Genomic DNA, 20,683 nt, shown 5'->3' with positions numbered 1-20,683 from the left:
GTCTTGAAGACGCCGCCGCGCGGCCGCTTTGGGGCAGCGTCAGCCGCCCCGCCTGGCCGGACCGCGCGTCAGACCGCGCCCTTGTCGATCCACGGCTTGGCGTCCGCCGCGGTCTTGCCCGTGCAGGCCGGATTGCCCGGCTCGTCGTACGACGTGGCCCACCACTGCGTCACGTAGGTATGCAACCCCTGGCCTTTGTAGTTGTGCGTCACGGTCGAACCGCCCGGATAGTCCTGCGGCACCCAGGTGCCCGCGTCGTCCACCGGCGAGACGGTCACGGTCGTCGTGGCGGTCGAAGCCGGACCGCTGCCGCCGTTGCCCGTTACCGTGAGCTGGACCGGATACGCGGTCGTGCTGCTGACCGCCGGCGCCGTCACGTTCACGCTCATGTCGCGCGACTGGTCGAACGGCAAGCCCGGTGCGCTCCACAGATAAGTCAGCACACCCGGACCCGTCGATGCCGCGCCCGACAAGGCCAGCGGTCCGCCCGCCTGGACGTTGGTCGTCCCGGTGATCACGGCGGTGACCGGCGTGGACACCGGCTTCGCTTCGAGGCACACCGTCTCGCTCGCGCTCGACGTGCCGTCGCTCACCGACAGCTGCACGAGATAGTCGGTCACCTCGGTGACGGCCGGCATCGACGCCGCGACGCTCACTTGCGTCGAGCCGTCGAACGGCAGGCCCGGCGCGCTCCACAAGTAGGTCAGCGCATCGCCGTCAGGATCGGACGACTGCGCGCCCGACAGGCTGAACGGCGTACCCGCATCGAGCTGCACCAGCAGCTTCGCGACCGGAGGATGATCGCTGTCCGACTGCACGTCGAGTTCGAGCTTCGCGGTATTTGTGCCGCCCTTGCCGTCGTCGACCGTCAGGCTGACCGTGTACTTCGGCGCAGCGTTCGCCGGCACGGCGCCGCTCACTTCCATCGTGGTCGCGCCATCGAACGACAGGCCCGGCGCCGACCAGCGGAACGTGAGCGCGTCGCCGTCGGCATCGCTGGAACGCGTGCCCGTATAGGTCACGGTCGCGCCCGCTGCGGCCGTGGCCGGACCGTCGATGACGGCGACCGGCGGATGATTCTCGCCCGTCACGTTGATGCCCTTGAAGTAGAACGGCTCCATGTCGACATGCTCCACCTCGATCTCGTTGCCGAGACCCTCGCGCGCCGCATTGACGAGCAGGCCGTTATCCAGGTCGATGGTCCACGTGAACAGTCCGGCCAGCCCGCGCTCGCGCACGTACTCGCCCTTGGCCTTCACGGTGCGGGGCGTATCGACGGACAGGAACAGCCGCGATTCCGGGCTGTAGAGATAATCGGCATCGGCGATTTCGTCGGTGTAGACGTTGTAGCCGTTGATGCCCGCCTGATTCTCGAGATCGACATAGTTGTAGATCAGGTCGTACCACTCGGTGACGCCCGACTCGAAGCTGCCGGTGGTCGTGCCCTGGCCCGGATCGTAGCTGCCCTGGAGCGGCGAGAAACTCGCGATGTTCGCATTGCGCCCGCTGCGGCTATAGGCGGCGTAGCCCAGCGCGACCCGCTCGAGCGGAATGCCGACGGTCTGTTCGAGATAATCGACGGCGGCATCGACACTGAAGCCGTCGGCGTTGAACGGATGCAGGTTTGTGTGATGCGCGAGTCCCTCCGACCACGGCGTGCCGAAGAAGTCATAGGTCATCAGATTGAAGCCGTAGACGCCGGCGTCCAGCATCTTGTCCAGATGGGCGGCCTTCATCTTGTCGACGTCCGCCGACACCGCGATGCTGATCTTCACGTCCTCACGGCCGGCCTGCTTCAGCGCCGCGCCCAGTTCGCTCACGAGGGTCGCAAAATTCGGCGCGTCGCTGGCGTCGTAGGTGTTGCCCGTGTTGCCTTCCGCGCCCGGGTATTCCCAGTCGAGATCCAGTTCGGTGAACATCGGGAAGCGCGACAGGATGTCCAGCACGCTGTTGATGAACGTCTTGCGCTTGCCGGCGTCGGCGGCGACCCAGTGGAACGCCTCGCTCATGGTCCAGCCGCCGATGCTGAGCGCCATCACGAGGTCCGGGTTCTTCTCGTGCAGCTTGCGCAGCCCGCCGAGCACGCCCTGCGCCTTGTTCTGATAGAACAGCTCCGTGTAGCTGCCGCTGGCGGGCGCCGAGAAACCGCAGTCGATATAAGAGCTCACGTCGCCCCATGCATCGACGAAGGTGGCTTCGTTCGGGCTGCACGCGAAATCCTGCGCGGCCTGCTGGATGTGCGCGCTGTTCTCGCCCTTGTCGCCGACGATCCCGAGGAAACCGATGATGAGCTTGTCGTAGGCAAACGGATCGAGCGCCATCAGGTCGATGCCGCGGCCGCAATCCGCATCGCCGAAATCGCCGAGGTAGCGGCCGTCGTATTGCGACCAGTCCGTGTAGTAACCGAACACCTTCTTGTCGTTCGACTTGTAGCGGTTATACACGCGCTTCGCCACGCGGCCGGACGTATAGCTGAAATCCTGTGTTTCCGTTTTCGGATCGTAGGCGTTCATGCCGTACTTCTTTTCGGTCGCGCCCTTCGCACCATAGGTGTTGCCGGGATCGCCGTTGTAGACCAGCTTGCTGTTCGGACGGCCGCCTTCGACATTGCGGTTCGTCATGACCTCGTTCGATACGGCGTGGTTCGTTGTCTTGCGTGTGTTGCTCATTGCATTCCTCTTGATCCAGTATGAAAAGGTTCGTCTGTCCGGTGCGCTCCGTGCTCCGGGTGACAGGACCATGTTCAGGAATGCAGGCGGACAAGGACATGGGAAACGTGTGGAATACTCAATGTCCGCCGCGCGTCATCGGCGTCCACATCGACAGGACCGTGCAGGCGGCCCGGAATGGCGACCTGCTCGGCGTCTTGAAGACACGTCTGTCGACCTCCATGCGGGTCTTCAACGCTAGGACCGCCGAATCGCCTTGCATGTGTCCCTCCTATGTCCGCCCCTCGTGCGCAAACGTGTCAGTTCTTCCATGGTCTCCAACCCGCCTCTGTTGCTACGGTAAGCGTCTTAAACGCACGAGGACATGATGGACAACGCAAGGAGCAGCACACGATTCGACTGGCAACACGACCGCGTCTGCAGCGGTCAGGTCGCCGCCCGCATCTCGGGTCAGGAAAAAGAAGTCCTGCGGCTGCTGGTCACGGCGCAGGGACGCGTGTGCGAACGCGAGGAACTGATGGATGCCATCTGGGGGCCGCGCGCCGCCTACATGGACGATCTCTATCTCACGCAGTTGGTGTATCGCGTGCGCAAGGCGCTGAAGCCCTTGGGCTTGTGCGAGCGCATCGTGACCATGCCGCGCATGGGCTACCGGTTCGATGCGGAGGGCTTGCAGATGCAGGATCTGCCCGGTGCGGAAGGCGTGGACGAGGCGCCCGCGCATGGGCTGCGTGGATGGCGCGCGCTGCTGGAGAAATGTCGCCCGGCGCGGCGCGATGCCGGTGCAAGCCGCGTATTGCAAGCCGCACCCTCCGTACCGAGCGGCTTGCCGGTCATTCACGCCCGGCTCGGGACCGTTACGTTCGCAGGCACGACAGGGCACCTCACCGGTTTCGAACGCGCATTGCTGGAAGCCTTCGTCGAGCAGCCGGACGTCACGCTGCGGCGCCAGGAGTTGATCGAGCGCATCTGGGGCAACGAGGAGAACATCGACGTGCACCGGCTCACGCGTCTCGTGTCCCGCTTGCGACGCTCGCTCGAACCGCTGGGTCTTGCACAGCGCATCGTTCACGTGCCGGGCGTCGGCTATCGCTTCTGCGCGATGGACCCCGCCGCGGAGGCGCACTCCGCGACGCACGGGATCGCGCGCGACGAAGCATCCTGTACGCCATCCTCTTCGGCGCGCGCCGGCGTGCGGCTGCCCGGACTACCCGCATCGGCCACACTGGCCATGGCGGTTCTGCTGACGCTCTCCAACAGTCATCCGACACCCGCGCATCAACGCGTCCTGCGCCCGGTCAACCTGACGCGATGTGACCGGCAGGTCATGCACGATGTCTTCGTTCGCGACGTGGCCGCGTCACTGTCGATCAAACCGCATGGCTCGATGACCGAAGCCGTGGACGACGCCTGGTGCGACGTCATCAAGGACCTGCACGCGGCCGGTTGCCGCAGCCTCAGCGAGATGCCCGCGTCCTATTCCGTACACAGGCTGGGCAGCTGACACGACGCTGCAACGCCCATAAAAAAAGCGCCCGCGCAGGCCGTCGAGCCTGCGCAGGCGCCAGATGCAGACCCCGCACGAAGAAACCGCGCGGACGCTCAGCCGCGCACGCAGTCGACGAAGTATTCGACCCGGCCGTTGATCATCTCGCCGACCAGCCCGTGAATGTCCGTGTGGAAACCCGGGAAGCGCTCGTTGAACTCGCGCGCGAAGCGCAGGTAATCGACGATCGTGCGGTTGAAGCGCTCGCCCGGGATCAGCAGCGGAATGCCCGGCGGATACGGCGTCAGCAGGATGGAGGTCACGCGCCCTTCGAGCTCGTCGATGGGCACCCGGTCGATCTCGCGGTGCGCGAGCTTGGCGAACGCTTCGGACGGCTTCATCGCCGGCTCCATGCTCGACAGGTACATCTCGGTGGTGAGGCGCGCGATGTTGTTGGCGCGGTACACGCTATGGATCTGCTCGCACAGGTCGCGCAGGCCGATGCGCTCGTACGACGGATGCTGCGCGACAAACTCCGGCAGCACGCGCCACAGCGGCTGGTTGTTGTCGTAGTCGTCCTTGAACTGCTGGAGTTCGGTGACCATCGAGTTCCAGCGGCCCTTGGTGATGCCGATCGTGAACATGATGAAGAACGAATACAGCCCGGTCTTCTCCACGATGATGCCGTGCTCGGCCAGATACTTCGTGACGATCGCGGCCGGAATGCCGGTCTCGCCGAACTCGCCGTCCACGTCGAGCCCCGGCGTGATGATCGTCGCCTTGATCGGGTCGAGCATGTTGAAGTTCTCGGCGAGCGCGCCGAAGCCGTGCCAGCGGTCGTTCGGCTTCAGCATCCACTCCTCGCGGTCGCCGATGCCCTCTTCCGTCAGCGCCTCGGGGCCCCAGACCGTGAAGAACCAGTCGTCGCCGTATTCGGCATCGACCTTGCGCATCGCGCGGCGGAAATCGATCGCCTCCGCAATCGATTCTTCCACCAGCGCCGTGCCGCCGGGCGCCTCCATCATCGCGGCGGCCACGTCGCAGGACGCGATGATCGCGTATTGCGGCGACGTGGACGTGTGCATCAGGTACGCCTCGTTGAAACGATGGCGGTCGAACGTGCTGTTCTCGCTGTCCTGCACGAGAATCTGCGACGCCTGCGAGATGCCGGCGAGCAGCTTGTGCGTGGAGTGCGTCGCGAACACGAGCGCGCCCGTGCGCGGGCGGCCCGCGCCGATCGCGTGCATGTCCTGGTAGAACGAGTGGAACTCGGCGTGCGGCAGCCAGGCTTCGTCGAAATGGAGCGTGTCGAGCATGTCGCCGAGCAGGTCCTTGATCATCTCGACGTTGTAGATCACGCCGTCATAGGTGCTCTGCGTGATCGTCAGGATGCGCGGCTTGATCTTCGGGTTCTTCGCCAGCGCCTCGCGCGCGAACGGATTCGCCTCGATCTTCTTGCGGATGTTCTCGGGCTTGAACTCGTCGCGCGGAATCGGCCCGATGATGCCGAAGTGATTGCGCGTCGGCGTGAGGAACACTGGAATAGCGCCGGTCATCGTGATCGCGTGCAGGATCGACTTGTGGCAGTTGCGGTCCACCAGCACGATGTCGTCGGGCGCCACCGTCGCATGCCAGACGATCTTGTTCGACGTCGACGTGCCGTTGGTCACGAAGAACAGGTGATCCGCGCCGAAGATGCGCGCCGCGTTGCGCTCCGAGGCCGCGACCGGACCGGTGTGGTCGAGCAGCTGGCCCAGTTCCTCCACCGCGTTGCAGACGTCCGCGCGCAGCATGTTCTCGCCGAAGAACTGGTGGAACATCTGCCCCAGCGGATTCTTCAGGAACGCGACGCCGCCCGAGTGTCCGGGACAGTGCCACGAGTACGAGCCTTCGTCCGCGTACTGCACCAGTTCCTTGAAGAACGGCGGCGCCAGCGCGTCGAGATAGACCTTTGCCTCGCGGATCACGTGGCGCGCGACGAACTCCGGCGTGTCCTCGAACATGTGGATGAAGCCATGCAGTTCACGCAGGATGTCGTTCGGCAGATGGCGCGAGGTGCGCGTTTCGCCGTACAGGAAGATGGGGATGTCGGCGTTGCGGCGGCGCACCGCCTCGATGAACGCCCGCAGCGCGACGATCGCCGAGGCCAGCTCGGGCGTATCGCCTTCCACGACGACGTTGTCGGCGTAAGGCAGCAGTTCGTCGTCGTCGATGGACAGGATGAAGCACGACGCGCGGCTCGATTGCTGCGCGAACGCGGCCAGGTCGCCGTAGCTCGTCAGGCCGAGGACTTCGGCGCCTTCCTTCTCGATCGCCTCGGCGAGCGCCCGGATGCCGGAACCCGAGATGTTCTCGGAGCGAAAGTCTTCGTCAATGATGACGACGGGAAAGCGAAACTTCATGAGGCGATTCTCCAAATGGAACGACCGCTGTCCGGGAAGCAATCCCGAAACCAGCGGTCTTCGACCAAACGTCTGCCGTGTGCGTCTCGAAACGCGCGGCGATGATCAGGTTTTCGGCAGCGTCACGCCGTGCTGCCCTTGATATTTCCCGCCGCGATCCGCGTACGAGGTTTCGCACATTTCGTCGCTCTCGAAGAACAGGACCTGCGCGACACCTTCGTTCGCGTAGATTTTGGCAGGCAAAGGTGTCGTATTCGAGAATTCGAGCGTCACATAGCCTTCCCATTCCGGCTCGAACGGCGTCACGTTCACGATGATGCCGCAGCGCGCGTAGGTGGACTTGCCGAGGCACACGGTCAGGCACGAGCGCGGAATGCGGAAATATTCCACCGTGCGGGCCAGCGCGAACGAGTTCGGCGGGATGATGCAGACATCGCCCTTGAAGTCCACGAACGATTTTTCGTCGAAGGCCTTCGGGTCGACGATGGTCGAATTGATGTTGGTGAAGATCTTGAATTCGTCGGCGACGCGGATGTCGTAGCCGTAGCTCGACGTGCCGTAGCTCACGATCTTGCGGCCGTCCTCGGAGACCCGCACCTGATCGGGCACGAACGGCTCGATCATCTTGTGCTGCTCGGCCATGCGGCGAATCCACTTGTCGGACTTGATGCTCATAGGGGACGCTACTCAACGGTGAACGGCTCCGGTCTTGCGACCGCCGCCTGCTGTCAAACGAAGCCTGGCTTGCGGCGGCCTGTCCTGCCCCTGCCGCACCCGCCAGACGAAAGCGCGTATTTTACGCGATCGGGCCGCGGCGCCGGAGACACCGCGCGAGGCGCGCCCCTAGCGGCGAATCACGCCGCAGGCGAGCGCCGGTCCCACGTTGTGCGGCGCGCTCGCATACGGGTCCATGGCCTCGCGGTGCAGCATGATGGCGCGGGAAATGAGCGAACGCACGCCGTCGAGCGAGACGTCCGTCGCCACGATGAAACCGGTTGCCGCGCCGTTCGCGTCCGCGTGAATGTTGCCGAGTTCGCCCTCGAGACGGCTCGACGTGCGTCTGCGCTCCGAGGGGAGCGCGAATACCGGGCTCGTGTCCTGGTCGTTGACGGCGATGCAGTCGCCGCGCTCATGCACGGTCAGCGCGTGGTCGCTGTTGGGCGGCATGTCGGTGAGGCTGTAGGAGACTTGCACGCCGTCGGCGCGCTCGATCAGCGTGATGGTGCCGCGCGCGGCGTTGCCGGGCGTCGGCTGGAGCACCGCGTCCGCGCGTTTTTCGTGGTTCTGGAAGATGAGGCCGCAGCCGCTCAGCATGACGCTGCAAGCGGCCGTCGCGATCAAGGCGTGGAGCGCCTTCCCGTCGAATCTGATTCTCATGCGATCCTCTCGGCGGCCCGCTGACGCCCTGTGCATCCACGCTGCCGCGCATCGAAGGCGACATGATACCGCGAGCCGCACCGCACAAGGCTCGCGGTGATCCGCGCGGTGTGTTCCGCTCAGGTGTTCTGCACCACGATGCTCGGGAACTTCGAGCTCATGTCGCGCTGCCGGTCGGCCACCGCGATCGCGACGCGCCGTGCAATCGCGCGATAGGTCTCCGCGATGCGGCTCTCCGGCTGCGACACGACCGTCGGCTGGCCGGCGTCGGTGCGTTCGCGGATAGCGATGTCGAGCGGCAGCTGGCCCAGGATCTCGACGCCGTATTCCTTCGCCATGCGCTCGCCGCCGCCCGCGCCGAAGATGTGCTCTTCATGGCCGCAGTTCGAGCAGATGTGCGTGCTCATGTTCTCGACGATGCCGAGAATCGGAATGCCGACTTTCTCGAACATCTTCAAGCCCTTCTTGGCGTCCAGCAGCGCGATGTCCTGCGGCGTCGTGACGATCACCGCGCCCGTCACCGGCACTTTCTGCGCGAGCGTCAGCTGGATGTCGCCGGTTCCGGGCGGCATGTCGATGACCAGATAATCCAGGTCCTGCCAGTTGGTCTGCCGCAGCAATTGTTCGAGCGCGGACGTGACCATCGGGCCGCGCCAGACCATCGGGTTGTCCTGCTCGATCAGAAAGCCGATGGAGTTCGCCTGGATGCCGTGGCCGATCAGCGGGTTCATCGTCTGGTTGTCCGGCGACTCCGGACGGCCCGTGATGCCGAGCATCATCGGCAGCGAGGGACCGTAGATGTCGGCGTCCAGCATGCCGACCGATGCGCCTTCCGCTGCGAGCGCCAGCGCGAGGTTTGCAGCCGTCGTGCTCTTGCCGACGCCGCCCTTGCCCGATGCCACCGCAATGATGTTCTTGACGCCCGGCAGCAGTTTGACGCCGCGCTGCACGGTATGCGCGACCACCTGCGACGAAACGTCCACCTTCACATCCGACACGCCGGCAATCTGCCGCAGCGCGCCCGCCACCTGTTCGCGGATGGTCTCGAACTGCGACTTCGCCGGATAGCCGAGCACCACGCTCACCGCGACCGTCGAGCCTTCGACGGACACGCTGCGAAAACTTTTCGTATCGACGAACTTGCGATGGGTATTCGGATCGGTCAGTGTGGCGAGTGCAGTGTCGATCTGCGCGCGATCAATGCTCATTGGGGCTCCATGGAACGCTTGTTGCTCACCGCATGCGGCGCATTGCAACAATCTGACGAAATTGAAAGTAATTGTTATGAGCCGTTGCGCGTGGCTCGCGTGCGCTGCACTATCCCGCAGCAATTGTTTCCGGGGACGCATCGTACGGGACGCTCGGGCAAGTTTCTCGTTATTGTAGAGGCTCGTCCGGAGGCCCGTTTGAAGACCCTCCCGCACTGTCGGCGCGTGCCGCCGAATGCTTGTCGATTCAAAGGAGATCAAAGATGAATACGAAGTTCATGACTCGCCTGTCCGTGCTCGCCATCGCGGGCTCCATCCTTGCCGGCTGCCAGACGCAGCAGGGCACCAACACGGCAGTCGGCACCGGCGCGGGCGCCGCGACCGGCGCGGCGATCGGCGCGATCTTCGGCGGCGGCAAGGGCGCGGCGATCGGCGCGGGCGCCGGCGCGGCGGCGGGCGGCATCGTCGGCTACAACTGGCAGGCCATCCGCAACAAGATTTCCGGCGACTCGAAGGGTACGGGCACGCAGGTGACCGAGCAGCAGGACGGTTCGCTGAAGGTGAACATTCCGAATTCAATCTCGTTCGATACGAACAGCTATGCCATCAAGCCTTCGTTCGACCCGGTGCTGAACTCGGTCACGCAGACGCTGCAGCAGCATCCGGAACTGGTGGCGAACGTCATCGGCCATACGGACAACACCGGCCAGCCGGCCTACAACCAGACGCTGTCGCAGAATCGCGCGCAGAGCGTGGCCTCGTACATCGCGACGCACGGCGTGGCGGCGCAACGTTTGTCGTCGCAGGGCATGGGCCAGAACCAGCCGATCGCCGACAACTCGACGGAAGCCGGCCGCGCCCAGAACCGTCGCGTAGAGATCTATCTGCGCGCGACAGCACAGCCGGGACAAGTGCAGTAATCGGTTGATCTGAAAGGGGAATTCGCCGCGCGGAAAGCGCGGCGGAGAAGGCTGCGGCACGAACACGCAAGCGTCTGAAAAAAATTTGAAACTTGGGCGCGCGGCGCGTGTCTGTCTTTACGGTAGGTGGATGGCCACGCCATCGCCTGCCATTCTCCTCTTGTCGTTGTTGCTCCGGGGCCCAATTGGACCCCGGTTTTTTTTGTGCGTACGGTCCGTGAACGCGCTGGACCGATTCACACCACCGAGATTTTGAGACGCTTGCCGAGCGACAGAAACGCCGCCTCGATGGTCTCCAGCTTCGACGAGTGACGCGGGTTCAGCAGGCGGTCTACTTGCGGCATGTGGACGTTGAGTCGGCGCGCGAGTTCGGCCTTGCGGACGCCCTGGCGAAGCATTTCGTTCTGCAAGAGCACCTTCGAGACGACGAGCGCCGGCAAGGACACGACTGGCTGGCCCTTTTCTGCCTTGGATGGCATGGGCACTTCGCGCTTTTCGTCGAAGTAGCTTTCAATCACGCTTTCCAGCGCATCGGCTGCGTTGATCAGCGCCTCGTCGTGATCATCACCGACGGACAGTGCCTCCGGAACATCCGGAAACGTGACGAGATAGGTGTTGTTGGTATCGAGTTCCAGTTTGACTGGATAAGACAGCATGGTGTGAATGCTCCAGGCGACGCTTCGGGAACGCCGAAGATACAACGCCGACGTTTCAAGCCTCCAAGCGAAATCTGCACACTCCATGATGTTTTTTGTCGATGCGCGGCCGCAGCAATCCGCGTACACGTTGCGCGGGCACCGTTCGCCCTTGACCTGCCTGCTAAAATCGATCTTTCGTCTTTCACCCTCACCGCCTTCCCACGGTCCGCGCCTCCATGTCAGCACCGATTCCAGCCACCGCCGCCGCCGCGCCGGCCGCTTCAACTTCTGCCAGCGGCCGCCGCCAGGTCCTCGTCACGTCCGCGCTCCCTTACGCGAACGGTCAGATCCATATCGGCCATATGGTCGAGTACATTCAGACGGACATCTGGGTTCGCACGCTGCGCATGCATGGCCATGAGGTCTATTACGTCGGCGCCGACGACACCCACGGCACGCCCATCATGCTGCGCGCCGAGAAGGAAGGCATCACGCCGAAACAGCTGATCGAGCGCGTGTGGAAGGAACACAAGCGCGACTTCGACAGCTTCGGCATCTCCTTCGACAACTACTACTCCACCGACGCCGAGGAAAACCGCACGCTCTGCAATTCGATCTACGCCGCGCTGCAACAGGCCGGCCTGATCGAAGCACGCGACATCGAGCAGGCCTACGATCCGGTCAAGGAAATGTTCCTGCCGGACCGCTTCATCAAGGGCCAGTGCCCGAAGTGCGGCGCCAAGGACCAGTACGGCGACAACTGCGAAGTGTGCGGCTCGACCTACCAGCCCACCGAGCTCATCAATCCGTATTCGGTCGTCTCGGGCGCCACGCCGGTCCGCAAGACCTCGACGCATTACTTCTTCCGCCTGTCCGACCCGCGCTGCGAATCGTTCCTGCGCGGCTGGGTCAGCGGACTCGCGCAGCCGGAAGCGACCAACAAGATGCGCGAATGGCTCGGCGACAAGGGCGAAGCCAAGCTCGCCGACTGGGACATCTCGCGCGACTCGCCCTACTTCGGCTTCGAAATTCCGGGCGCGCCGGGCAAGTACTTCTACGTGTGGGTGGACGCGCCGGTCGGCTATTACGCGAGCTTCAAGAATCTCGCGGACCGTCTCGGCCTCGCGTTCGACGACTGGGTAAAGCCCGGCTCCACGACCGAGCAGTATCACTTCATCGGCAAGGACATCCTGTATTTCCACACGCTGTTCTGGCCGGCCATGCTCGAATTCTCCGGCCATCGCACGCCTACGAACGTGTTCGCGCACGGCTTCCTGACCGTCGACGGCGCCAAGATGTCGAAGTCGCGCGGCACCTTCATCACCGCGCAGAGCGTGATCGACACGGGCATCAACCCCGAGTGGCTGCGCTACTACTTCGCGGCGAAGCTGAACAGCACGATGGAAGACATCGACCTGAACCTGGAAGACTTCCAGGCGCGCGTGAACAGCGATCTGGTCGGCAAGTACGTGAACATCGCGAGCCGGGCAGCGGGCTTCCTGATCAAGCGCTTCGAAGGCCGCGTGCAGGACAGCGCGATGAACCATCCGCTGCTCGGCCAATTGCGTGCGGCGATTCCGCAGATCGCCGGGTTCTACGAAGCCCGCGAGTACGGCCGCGCGCTGCGCACGACCATGGAACTGGCGGACGCCGTCAACGCCTACGTCGATACCGCGAAGCCCTGGGATCAGGCGAAGGATCCGGCCAACAGCGTCGCGCTGCATGAAACCTGCAGCGTGAGTCTCGAAGCGTTCCGCCTGCTGTCGCTGGCGCTGAAGCCGGTGTTGCCGAAGCTCATCGAGGCGGTGGAAGCGTTCCTCGGCATCGCGCCGCTGGTGTGGACGGATGCGGCGCGGCCGCTGTCGTCGGCGAATCCGATCAACGCGTACAAGCACCTGACCACGCGCGTCGATCCGAAGCAGATCGAGGCCCTGCTGGCGGCCAACCGCGAATCGCTGCAGCCGGGCGCGGAAGCGGCCACGGCGGCGGCTGCACCGGCATCGACCGCCAAGAAGGACGCCAAGCCTAAGCAGGACCAGACGGCTCAGACGGACGAAAGCGGCATCATCTCAATCGACGATTTCGCGAAAATCGATCTGCGCATCGCGAAGATCGTCGACTGCAAGGCGGTGGAAGGCTCCGACAAGCTGCTGCAACTCACGCTCGACATCGGCGAGGAGAAGACGCGCAACGTGTTCTCCGGCATCAAGTCGGCGTATCAGCCGCAGGACCTGATCGGCAAGCTCACGGTCATGGTCGCCAATCTCGCGCCGCGCAAGATGAAGTTCGGCCTGTCCGAAGGGATGGTGCTGGCGGCGTCGGCGGCCAACGAGAAGGCGGAGCCGGGTCTCTACATCCTCGAGCCGCACAGCGGCGCGAAGCCCGGCATGCGTGTGAAGTAAGCGCGCCGCAAGGCATCGCTGCAAAGACGAAGGGCACGCGAATCGCGTGCCCTTCTTTCTTTCAGCCACGCGCTTGTGCCTGAAGAGGCTCAGTCCGCGTCGCCCGGCGGCGAGGCATCGGTCGACGACGCCCCGGAAGCCGCCGCGGCCGAGTCCGCGGCAGACGCGACCGCCCGCGACGACGCCCCCGACCACAACCGCGCCCACGAACTGAACCTGCGCGTATAGGACAGATCGACGCCCTGATACGTGCCGCCATACACCGTCACCGCCCAGAAGCGCGACAGGTTGAGCGTCGCCTTGACCGCGTTGGCCGCCGATTGCAGCCCTTGCTCGTAGCCGATCACGAGGCGCTCGTTGATCGCTTTCGAGAGCAGCACGACTTGCGGATCGGTCAGGCCCACTTCGCTCGACCCCACCGTGAACTCGTCCAGCCCGACCGTCTGCGCGATCTTCGCGCCCCCCTTGCTGCCGAGCAGCGCGAGCGCGCTCGTCATCGCGCTCTGCTGGCCGACGTTATTGCCCTGATCCGTGCCGTGCCCGAACAGCAGCCACGAAAGCTTTTCGTTGTCGGGCACGCTCGGCTCGGAAATCAGCCGCGCGACCGGCGCCTGCACGGTGCCGGTCACCTGCACGCCCGCTTCGACTTCCTGATTGCGCCGCATCGCCAGGATATTGATGCCCGGATTCGCCACCGGTCCGTTGAACGTGAAGAAGCCGTTCTCGATGTTCAGCTTGCGCCCGAACGCGGTGTACGACGAACCGGGCGTCGTCACGCGCACGTTGCCGACCGCGCGCAGCGGCATGTTCGGCGCGCTCGTCGCCGTGATCGAGCCGGCCAGCCCGAGATCCGCGCCCGCGCCCTTGAAGCGGAAGCGCTGACCCAGATTGATCTCGATGTTCGCGCGCGGCGTGAACGGCCCCACCGGCTTGCCGGTCGCGGCCGTGAGCTGCTGGTTGTCGCCCTTGATGGTGCCGTCGGGGCGTTCGATCACCACGTCATCGCCGAGCTTCGGCGCGGACGACTCGGGCAAGTCGATCAGCGCGTGATCGACGGTGAACTTGCCGTCGATCGCCATGCCGCCCTCCAGCCCCGCGTTGGCGATCTTGGCCTCGCCCGAAAGCGTGAGTTCGCGGTCCGGCGAGGCGAACAGCTCCAGCTTGTCCGCGATGATGCTCGCCGTCAGGTCGGGCTGCTGCTGGTCGAGCCGCACCTTGCCGGTCGCGCGCAGCGTGCCGCTCGCGCCATGAAACTCGACGCGCTGGAAATCCACCAGATTCTCCGCCAGCGCGATCCGGATGATGCCGTCCTTCAGCTGCACGCCCTGATCGACGACCGTCGCGGAAAGGTTGTCGCCCGTCAGCGAGCCCGACAGCGTCGGCTTCGCGACGATACCCGCGATCACCAGCTTCAGCGCCATCCGGCCGCCGAGCAGATAGTTCGCGCCGAGCAGCCCCCCGGTCGTGCGCAGTTCGGGAATATTGGCGTCGACGGCGCCGGTGAGCGGCGCGTTGTCGTCGACGGTGAGCATGCCGTCGCGATTCACGAGCGGCGTGTGCACGTTCGCGTCGATCACGCCGATGCGGCTCGCCTGCGCATGCAGCGACGCGTTGAGCCGGTTGCCGCCGGAGAAGTCCGCGCGCGCCGTGATATCCGAGATGCCGAGCGCGGCCACGCCGCGCGTCCCGTCGATGGTCACGTCGCCGGCGCGGCGCTTGATCTGCACGTGGCCCGTCGCCGTGGTGCCGAGCGAAAAGTCCCAGTCGCCGTCGAAGACGAGATCGGTGCGAATCGGCGGCTCCTCGCCAGTCAGTTCCTGACGCACTTCGAGCAGATGCGGCACCGACAGATTCGTCAGCATGCCCGCCGACTGGATCCGGCCATGCTCCATCGCGAAGGACTTGAGGCTCAGCACCGCGCCTTCGGCAACCAGCCGCGTCGCGCCGAGCACGAGCCGCTGCGGCCCGTAGCTCACGGTCAGCGGCGCTTCGAGATTGACCGAGGGCGTGCCCTTGTTCGACAGCTTCGTGATCGTGCCGTCCCAATGCGGACCGTCGGGGGCGTCGGTGAACTTGCCGTTCGCGCCGAGCGCCAGATTGACCGGCTGGCCGCGCACCTTGCCGGTCGCGGTCACGTCGAGCGTGTGATGCGCGCGCGTGCCGTTCAGGCTGGCGTCGAGATTCGCGACTTCGATGCCGTCCGTACTCGCGTCGCGCGCCTTCAGCGTGAAGACGAGCGCGCCGTTCGCTCCGTCGCGGATATCGGCGCGGCCTTCCGCGTGGCCCAGCCGGTTGGCGCCGAACACGAGGCCATCGGCCTGATAGTTCGCCGCGACGTTCGGATGCGCGATCGAGCCGGTCAGATCGCCGTCCGCCTTGACCGTGCCGGCGATGCCGAAGCCCAGCCGTTCGAGCGCGGGCGCATCGACACGGAAGCGCAGCCGGTCGCCGGGCGCGCCGAAGCTGCCGTTGAGGTCGACATCGTTGCCCGCCACCGACAGCGACGCCTTGCTCGGCAACAGGCGTGTGCACGCGACCTGCACGGTGCCCTCGCCGGTCAGCGGCAGGTTGTCGTACATGCTGTCGTTGAGCTTGAACGCGGCTTTTGCCGTCAGCGTCGGCGCGAGCGTGCCGGCGGCGGCAAGCGTACCGTTCACGCGCGCTTCCACCGGACGCGCAGCCGGCGCGGGCTTCTTCGCCGCGCCCTTCTTCACCGGCGCGGGCTTCTGCGCGATGAGTTGCTGTTGCAGCAGCAGCGGATTGAAGTCGACGAACTTCGCCTTCAGGTCATAGCTGGAGTTCGCGTCCTTCTTCAGCACGCCGTTCGCCTCGACGCGGCCACGGCCTACCGTCAGCTTCACTTCGTCGAGCGTGGTTTGCTGCGGGTCGAGCCTGACCTTGGCCTGCGCGCGGATGGTCGCTTTCGGATCGTTGAGGTCGGCGCTGATGCTCTGCTTGTCGCCGTCCAGCACGATGCCGATGGGTCCGGCGAAATCGGTGGGACGCAGGGTCGGTTCGATCGCGTTGAGGTCGAGCTTCGCCACCTTCAGGTCGAACTTGCCCTTGCCGCCCGCCAGCGACCCGCCGCCGGTCACGGTCGCGTTCTTCAGGAGCCGCACGTCGAGGTTCGTGATCGTCTGCGCGGAGGCATCGAGCCGGACGTCGGCGTGCGCGTCGATGAGCGGCAGCAGCTTCTTGTCGATGGAACCCGGCTTCGCGTTGACGATCGACACCGGGCCGCTCACGACGAAGCCCTTCGCATCCGCGCCTTCGACCGGCTTCACTTCGGCGCGCACGGCGAGGTCCGCCTCGGGCGCCGCCGGGCTGAAGGCCTGCGGATTCACGTGATCGAAGGTGACGAGCGCCGACTTGAGCGGCACGTCGGCGAACGGCAGCGCTTCGACGTGCGCCCGGCCGTTCAGCTTCATGCCGCTGGCGTCGACATCGGCGATCAGGTCTTCGAGCGAGCCCGACAGCCGCGCGCTGACCGTCACCGCCTCGTTGGCGAGCTTGCCGGAATAGCCGGCGTCTCCCGACAGCGGGAAGGGCCGCGCGCCGCCGTCGAGCTTGAGCGACGCCGTCACCGCGCCGAACGGGGTATCGAGCCGCTGCACGGTCGCCTGGTGATGCTGGCCGTCGCTGCGGCCGCTGACGAGCAGGCGCGAGAACTCGGTGGTCGTCGTGCCCTGGTGCAGGCGCAGCTTGTCCAGCGACACATCGTTGATGACGAGCTGGATCGGAATGCGCAGATCCTTCGGCAGTTCGGTCTTCTTGCTGGGCTCATTCGACGGCGCAATGCGCGCATCGACCGTCCCCACGTGCAGATAGTCGATCGTGAAACGCAGCGGCTCGCGCGTCAGCGCCCAGCGGCCCGAGACGCTGTCCACCGCGATGTCCGTGCCCTTGCCGTCCTTCCAGTGGACGTCGCGCAGGCGCAGGCCGGTGGCGATCGCGCCGCCGTCGAGCTTGCCGGTCAGTTGTCCCTTGAGCAGCGACGTAGCCGCGTTCCATGCATAGCGCGTGCCGCGCTCGGTGTTCAGCACATACAGGACCGTGCCGATCGCCAGTCCCGCGATCAGCAGCACGACCAGCACCAGCACGCCGAGCCAGCGCGCGAGCCGCCGCGTGGCACTGCGGCGCGGCGGAGGCGGCGGCGCTGAAGCGCCCGCGCCGGCTTCGTTGCCGGGCGGCGGGGCTTCAGCGTCGCGGTGCGGGGTCGGCTCGGTCATGCGGGTTCAGGGTTCCGTATCAGGATTCTTGTGCACGTCAGAAGGCGATGCCGAGCGTCAGGTACGGCTTGATGCTCTTGTTCTTCAGGCCATACGCCAGATCGACATTGACCGGCCCGACCGGACTGCGCCAGCGCACGCCGACGCCCACACCTGGCTCGAACACGCGCTCGCTCCAGGTATCGGTGGCCGCGCCGATATCGAAAAACATCGCGCCGCCCCAGTCATGCGTGAACCAGTGCTGATATTCACTGCTGCCTGTGACCATGTACTTGGTGGGCAGAATCGAACCGGCCACGTTGTTGCCGATGCTCAGATAGCTGTAGCCCCGCACCGAGTTCGCGCCGCCCGCGCGGAACAGCAGCGACGCCGGCACGCCGCTCGACGGCCCGCTCGTGAAGACGCCGCCGAACTCCGCGCGGAACACCAGCAGGTCGTTCTTGCCGAGCGGCACGTACTGGAGCGCGTTGGTGTAAAGGCGCGCGAAGGTCTGGTCGGTCATCACGCCCTTCACCGCGAAGCCCGCTTCGGCGCGAATGATGTTGCCGCGGCGGGGAAACAGCGGATCGTCGACGTTACGCCGCACCCAGCTCCACGCCGGCACGAGGGCGCGCGCCGTCGACGGGTTGGGCTCGTTCTGCGTCAGGCGATCGTCGTAGAAGGTGAGCGAGAAAGTCGTGTCGATGTTCTGCCGCGAACGCGAGCGCTGCACGCCCACCCGGCCGCTGTAGATGTTCGTGCTGGAGACATCGGTGATCGTGTACGAACCGAACACGGCGTTGACCCAGCCATGTCCGTCGGGCGGCATCGCGAGCTGCACGCGTCCGTACTGCTGCGTCTGGTCCAGGCGGCCGGAGATGGTGAACGGATACGCGGCGTTGAAGGTGTTCAGGTAGCTGTAGGCGCCCTGGATATGGAAGCCGGTGTCGGTCGCGTAGCCGACGCCGTAGCGGATGCTGTTGTATGGATACTCGGACACCTTCAGGTGCAGCGGCGTGTCCTGAGGCTTGTTCACGTCGTTGTCGACGTCGATGGCCACGCTCGCGTAGTACGGCGTGTTCTGCACCTGGCGCTGGAGTTCGTTGATGCGGGCGACGTCATAGACTTCGCCGGGCTGGATCGGATTCACGTGATCGACGATCCACGCCGGATACCGCCGCGTGCCGCTCACGTCGAGCTTGCCGAGCGTGAAGGTCGGGCCGCTGTCGAAGGTGACGGAGAGATCGGCGAGATGCGCGCGCGGATTGATGCGCGCCTGCGACCGCACGATCTTCGCGCCGAGATAGCGTTTCGATTGCAGCGCGCGCAACGCGGCGTTCTTCGCGTCGTCCCAGCTGCCCTGCGTGAAGGGATCGCCTTCGTTGACCGAGAACGCGAAGCGCGCCGCATTTTCCTGAGCGCGGTCTTCGGTGGTGACCGCGCCCTTGAAGGTCAGCTGCACCGAAGCCACCCGCGTGCGCGGCCCGGGATCGACGCTGATCTTGACGCTGCGCTTGCCGTCCTCGCTCGCGACGTCGGTGCGCACGACCGGCGAGAAATAGCCTTCCGTCGCGACGAGATCGCGCACGTCCTTCGGCGCCGCCGTGATGAGGAACTGGATCTGGTCATCGCTGACGTCGTCGCGCTTGGCGAAGCGGGACAGGTCGAGATTGTCCTTGAGCAGCTTCTTGATGCTGCGCGGCGCGTCGATATCGACGTCGTACTTGGCGAAGGCCGGTGTCGCAAACCCAAACACGCCCAGCACGCCGCACGCGAGGAACGCGGCGAGCACGGAGGGAAAGCGCCTCGGGCACAACGGCTTGACGCGCAGCGCGCGCAGCGGATCAAACGAACGCCCCGCCAAACGTGACCTCCGGCATCGGGATAACCTGGATTTGAAAGGATGGCAACCGGGCGTGCAGCTGCCGCGTCGTCAGGCTTGCGCGGCGCGGCGGCAGGTTCCGGCGGCGCAGGCGCTATTTCACCACACTGGCGCATGCCGGCGGCGCATTGCGGGCAGCGAAACGGCACGGACGAGCGCGTTTCCGCCTGAAAAGCGCGCCGGTTGGACGGCACACGGCGCGCGGGGTTCCGCGAATCACGCACGGACGTGCATCTTTCAGCGAGCGGCGTCGGCGGCGCGGGCTTGCGGTAAAATTGCGGCGCGCGGGCAGGAGCGGACCACAGGGCCGCTTCGAGGAAGGCCACACCGCACCGCGCATCGAACCCCGCATCGACTCAACGGACAACGGAAGCCGGATCATGTACCAGTCGGACATCACCCAGTTCATCAATCAGCTGAAAGAGCAGAAGCCCACGCTGGAAGCCGAGCAACGCCGCGGCCGCGCGCTTTTGTGGGACAAGCAGCCGATCGATCTCGACGAGCGCGGCGAGCAGCAGCAATCGCGCGTGCAGCAGACGCCCTACGTCTACTACCAGAACTTCTGAACGTGAGCGCAGCCGGCCACGAGCCGCCTTCGGCGCCCGAAGCGCGCCGTGAAGGCGCGCGGGAAGACCGGGCAGTGGCGCTCGCCGCCCCCGCGACCGATTCGACGCCCGACACCATCGACGGCGTCGCGATCGCGCATCTGTACGGCGAACCGCTGTGGAAGCTGCCCACGGATCTCTACATCCCGCCCGATGCGCTCGAAATCTTCCTCGAAGCCTTCGAAGGCCCGCTGGACCTGCTGCTCTACCTGATCCGCAAGCAGAATTTCAACGTGCTCGACATCCCGATGACGGATGTCACCGCGCAATACCTGGGCTACGTCGACCAGATCCGCGAATCGAATCTGGAGCTCGCCTCCGAATACCTGCTGATGGCCGCGATGCTGATCGAGATCAAGTCGCGCATGCTGCTGCCGGTCAAGAAGGCCGACACCGGCGAGGAAGCCGAAGATCCGCGCGCCGAACTCGTGCGGCGCCTGCTCGAATACGAGCAGATGAAACTCGCGGCGCAGCGCATCGACCAGTTGCCGCAGTTGGGGCGCGACTTCCTGCGTGCCGACATTCATATCGAACAGGCGGCGGAGCAGCGCTTCCCGGACGTCGACATGAACGACCTGCGCGCCGCGTGGGCCGACGTCATCAAGCGCGCGAAGCTCGTCCAGCATCACAAGATCTCGCGCGAGGAACTGTCCGTGCGCGAGCACATGAGCGTGATCCTGCGACGCCTGCAGACCGCGCGCTTCATGGAGTTCACCGAACTCTTCGACACCTCGCGCGGCGTGCCGGTGGTCGTGGTGAACTTCATCGCGATGCTGGAGCTGTCGCGCGAATCCTTGATCGAGATCACGCAGGCCGAGCCGTATGCGCCGATCTACGTCAGACTCGCGTACGCTCCCGCCTGACACCGCTCACCCCTTGGCTTGTT

General features: G+C 65.2%; 13 protein-coding genes. 5 read left to right on the top strand and 8 right to left on the bottom strand.

Annotated elements, in window-relative coordinates; genetic code table 11:
- Positions 1-68: 68 nt before the first annotated feature.
- Entirely contained in the window at positions 69-2,669 is a 2,601-nt protein-coding gene (locus QCE83_RS03005) for a glycosyl hydrolase family 18 protein (protein ID WP_309807541.1), read from the bottom strand.
- Positions 2,670-3,033: 364 nt separating this feature from the next.
- On the opposite strand from QCE83_RS03005, the gene QCE83_RS03000 reads away from it, so the two are divergent.
- A complete protein-coding gene (locus QCE83_RS03000; protein WP_309807540.1) occupies positions 3,034-4,173 on the top strand; it encodes a winged helix-turn-helix domain-containing protein in 1,140 nt (379 codons plus the stop codon).
- A 98-nt stretch (positions 4,174-4,271) separates the two neighbouring features.
- Here the strand turns inward: QCE83_RS03000 and QCE83_RS02995 are convergent, their stop codons facing one another.
- The 4 genes from QCE83_RS02995 to apbC form a co-directional block, all read right to left on the bottom strand.
- Positions 4,272-6,557: an arginine/lysine/ornithine decarboxylase gene (locus QCE83_RS02995; RefSeq protein WP_309807538.1), complete on the bottom strand. Its 2,286-nt coding sequence runs from the start codon at positions 6,555-6,557 to the stop codon at positions 4,272-4,274.
- 105 nt (positions 6,558-6,662) lie between these two features.
- Positions 6,663-7,232: a dCTP deaminase gene (dcd, locus tag QCE83_RS02990; RefSeq protein ID WP_309807537.1), complete on the bottom strand. Its 570-nt coding sequence runs from the start codon at positions 7,230-7,232 to the stop codon at positions 6,663-6,665.
- Positions 7,233-7,400: 168 nt separating this feature from the next.
- Positions 7,401-7,934 (bottom strand): superoxide dismutase family protein, encoded by a 534-nt coding sequence (locus tag QCE83_RS02985; protein ID WP_309807536.1) that lies wholly within the window; start codon positions 7,932-7,934, stop codon positions 7,401-7,403.
- 119 nt (positions 7,935-8,053) lie between these two features.
- Positions 8,054-9,142, bottom strand: a complete 1,089-nt coding sequence (gene apbC, locus QCE83_RS02980) for an iron-sulfur cluster carrier protein ApbC (protein ID WP_309807535.1) — start codon at positions 9,140-9,142, stop codon at positions 8,054-8,056.
- A gap of 263 nt (positions 9,143-9,405) precedes the next feature.
- On the opposite strand from apbC, the gene QCE83_RS02975 reads away from it, so the two are divergent.
- Entirely contained in the window at positions 9,406-10,062 is a 657-nt protein-coding gene (locus QCE83_RS02975; protein WP_309807534.1) for an OmpA family protein, read from the top strand.
- 236 nt (positions 10,063-10,298) lie between these two features.
- Here QCE83_RS02975 and QCE83_RS02970 read toward each other — a convergent pair whose 3' ends face one another.
- Positions 10,299-10,946: a type II toxin-antitoxin system HicB family antitoxin gene (locus QCE83_RS02970; RefSeq protein ID WP_309807533.1), complete on the bottom strand. Its 648-nt coding sequence runs from the start codon at positions 10,944-10,946 to the stop codon at positions 10,299-10,301.
- Here QCE83_RS02970 and metG point away from each other — a divergent pair.
- Entirely contained in the window at positions 10,937-13,102 is a 2,166-nt protein-coding gene (gene metG / locus QCE83_RS02965; protein ID WP_309807531.1) for a methionine--tRNA ligase, read from the top strand. The two genes, QCE83_RS02970 and metG, sit on opposite strands and share 10 nt — an antisense overlap.
- 89 nt (positions 13,103-13,191) lie before the next feature.
- On the opposite strand, the gene QCE83_RS02960 is transcribed toward metG, so the two are convergent.
- Both QCE83_RS02960 and QCE83_RS02955 read right to left on the bottom strand, forming a co-directional pair.
- Positions 13,192-17,331: a translocation/assembly module TamB domain-containing protein gene (locus tag QCE83_RS02960; protein WP_309807530.1), complete on the bottom strand. Its 4,140-nt coding sequence runs from the start codon at positions 17,329-17,331 to the stop codon at positions 13,192-13,194.
- Positions 17,332-17,368: 37 nt separating this feature from the next.
- Positions 17,369-19,150 (bottom strand): autotransporter assembly complex family protein, encoded by a 1,782-nt coding sequence (locus tag QCE83_RS02955; protein WP_404984710.1) that lies wholly within the window; start codon positions 19,148-19,150, stop codon positions 17,369-17,371.
- A gap of 419 nt (positions 19,151-19,569) precedes the next feature.
- On the opposite strand from QCE83_RS02955, the gene QCE83_RS02950 reads away from it, so the two are divergent.
- Positions 19,570-19,758 carry a DUF3460 family protein gene (locus tag QCE83_RS02950; protein WP_309811417.1) on the top strand — a complete coding sequence of 63 codons (189 nt, stop codon included), beginning with the start codon at positions 19,570-19,572 and terminating at the stop codon, positions 19,756-19,758.
- Positions 19,759-19,832: 74 nt separating this feature from the next.
- Positions 19,833-20,660: a ScpA family protein gene (locus QCE83_RS02945; RefSeq protein ID WP_309811414.1), complete on the top strand. Its 828-nt coding sequence runs from the start codon at positions 19,833-19,835 to the stop codon at positions 20,658-20,660.
- The last annotated feature ends 23 nt before the right edge of the window (positions 20,661-20,683 follow it).

The organism is Caballeronia sp. LZ034LL (assembly GCF_031451215.1).
GTDB lineage: Bacteria > Pseudomonadota > Gammaproteobacteria > Burkholderiales > Burkholderiaceae > Caballeronia.
Note: the sequence above shows the minus strand (reverse complement) of the source record. Positions and strands in the feature narration are given on the sequence as shown.

Excerpts from the sequence above, each read along its gene's own strand:
- QCE83_RS03005 (WP_309807541.1), bottom strand. The coding sequence starts at position 2,669 with ATGAGCAACACACGCAAGACAACGAACCACGCCGTATCGAACGAGGTC.
- QCE83_RS03000 (WP_309807540.1), top strand. The coding sequence starts at position 3,034 with ATGATGGACAACGCAAGGAGCAGCACACGATTCGACTGGCAACACGAC.
- QCE83_RS02995 (WP_309807538.1), bottom strand. The coding sequence starts at position 6,557 with ATGAAGTTTCGCTTTCCCGTCGTCATCATTGACGAAGACTTTCGCTCC.
- dcd (WP_309807537.1), bottom strand. The coding sequence starts at position 7,232 with ATGAGCATCAAGTCCGACAAGTGGATTCGCCGCATGGCCGAGCAGCAC.
- QCE83_RS02985 (WP_309807536.1), bottom strand. The coding sequence starts at position 7,934 with ATGAGAATCAGATTCGACGGGAAGGCGCTCCACGCCTTGATCGCGACG.
- apbC (WP_309807535.1), bottom strand. The coding sequence starts at position 9,142 with ATGAGCATTGATCGCGCGCAGATCGACACTGCACTCGCCACACTGACC.
- QCE83_RS02975 (WP_309807534.1), top strand. The coding sequence starts at position 9,406 with ATGAATACGAAGTTCATGACTCGCCTGTCCGTGCTCGCCATCGCGGGC.
- metG (WP_309807531.1), top strand. The coding sequence starts at position 10,937 with ATGTCAGCACCGATTCCAGCCACCGCCGCCGCCGCGCCGGCCGCTTCA.
- QCE83_RS02960 (WP_309807530.1), bottom strand. The coding sequence starts at position 17,331 with ATGACCGAGCCGACCCCGCACCGCGACGCTGAAGCCCCGCCGCCCGGC.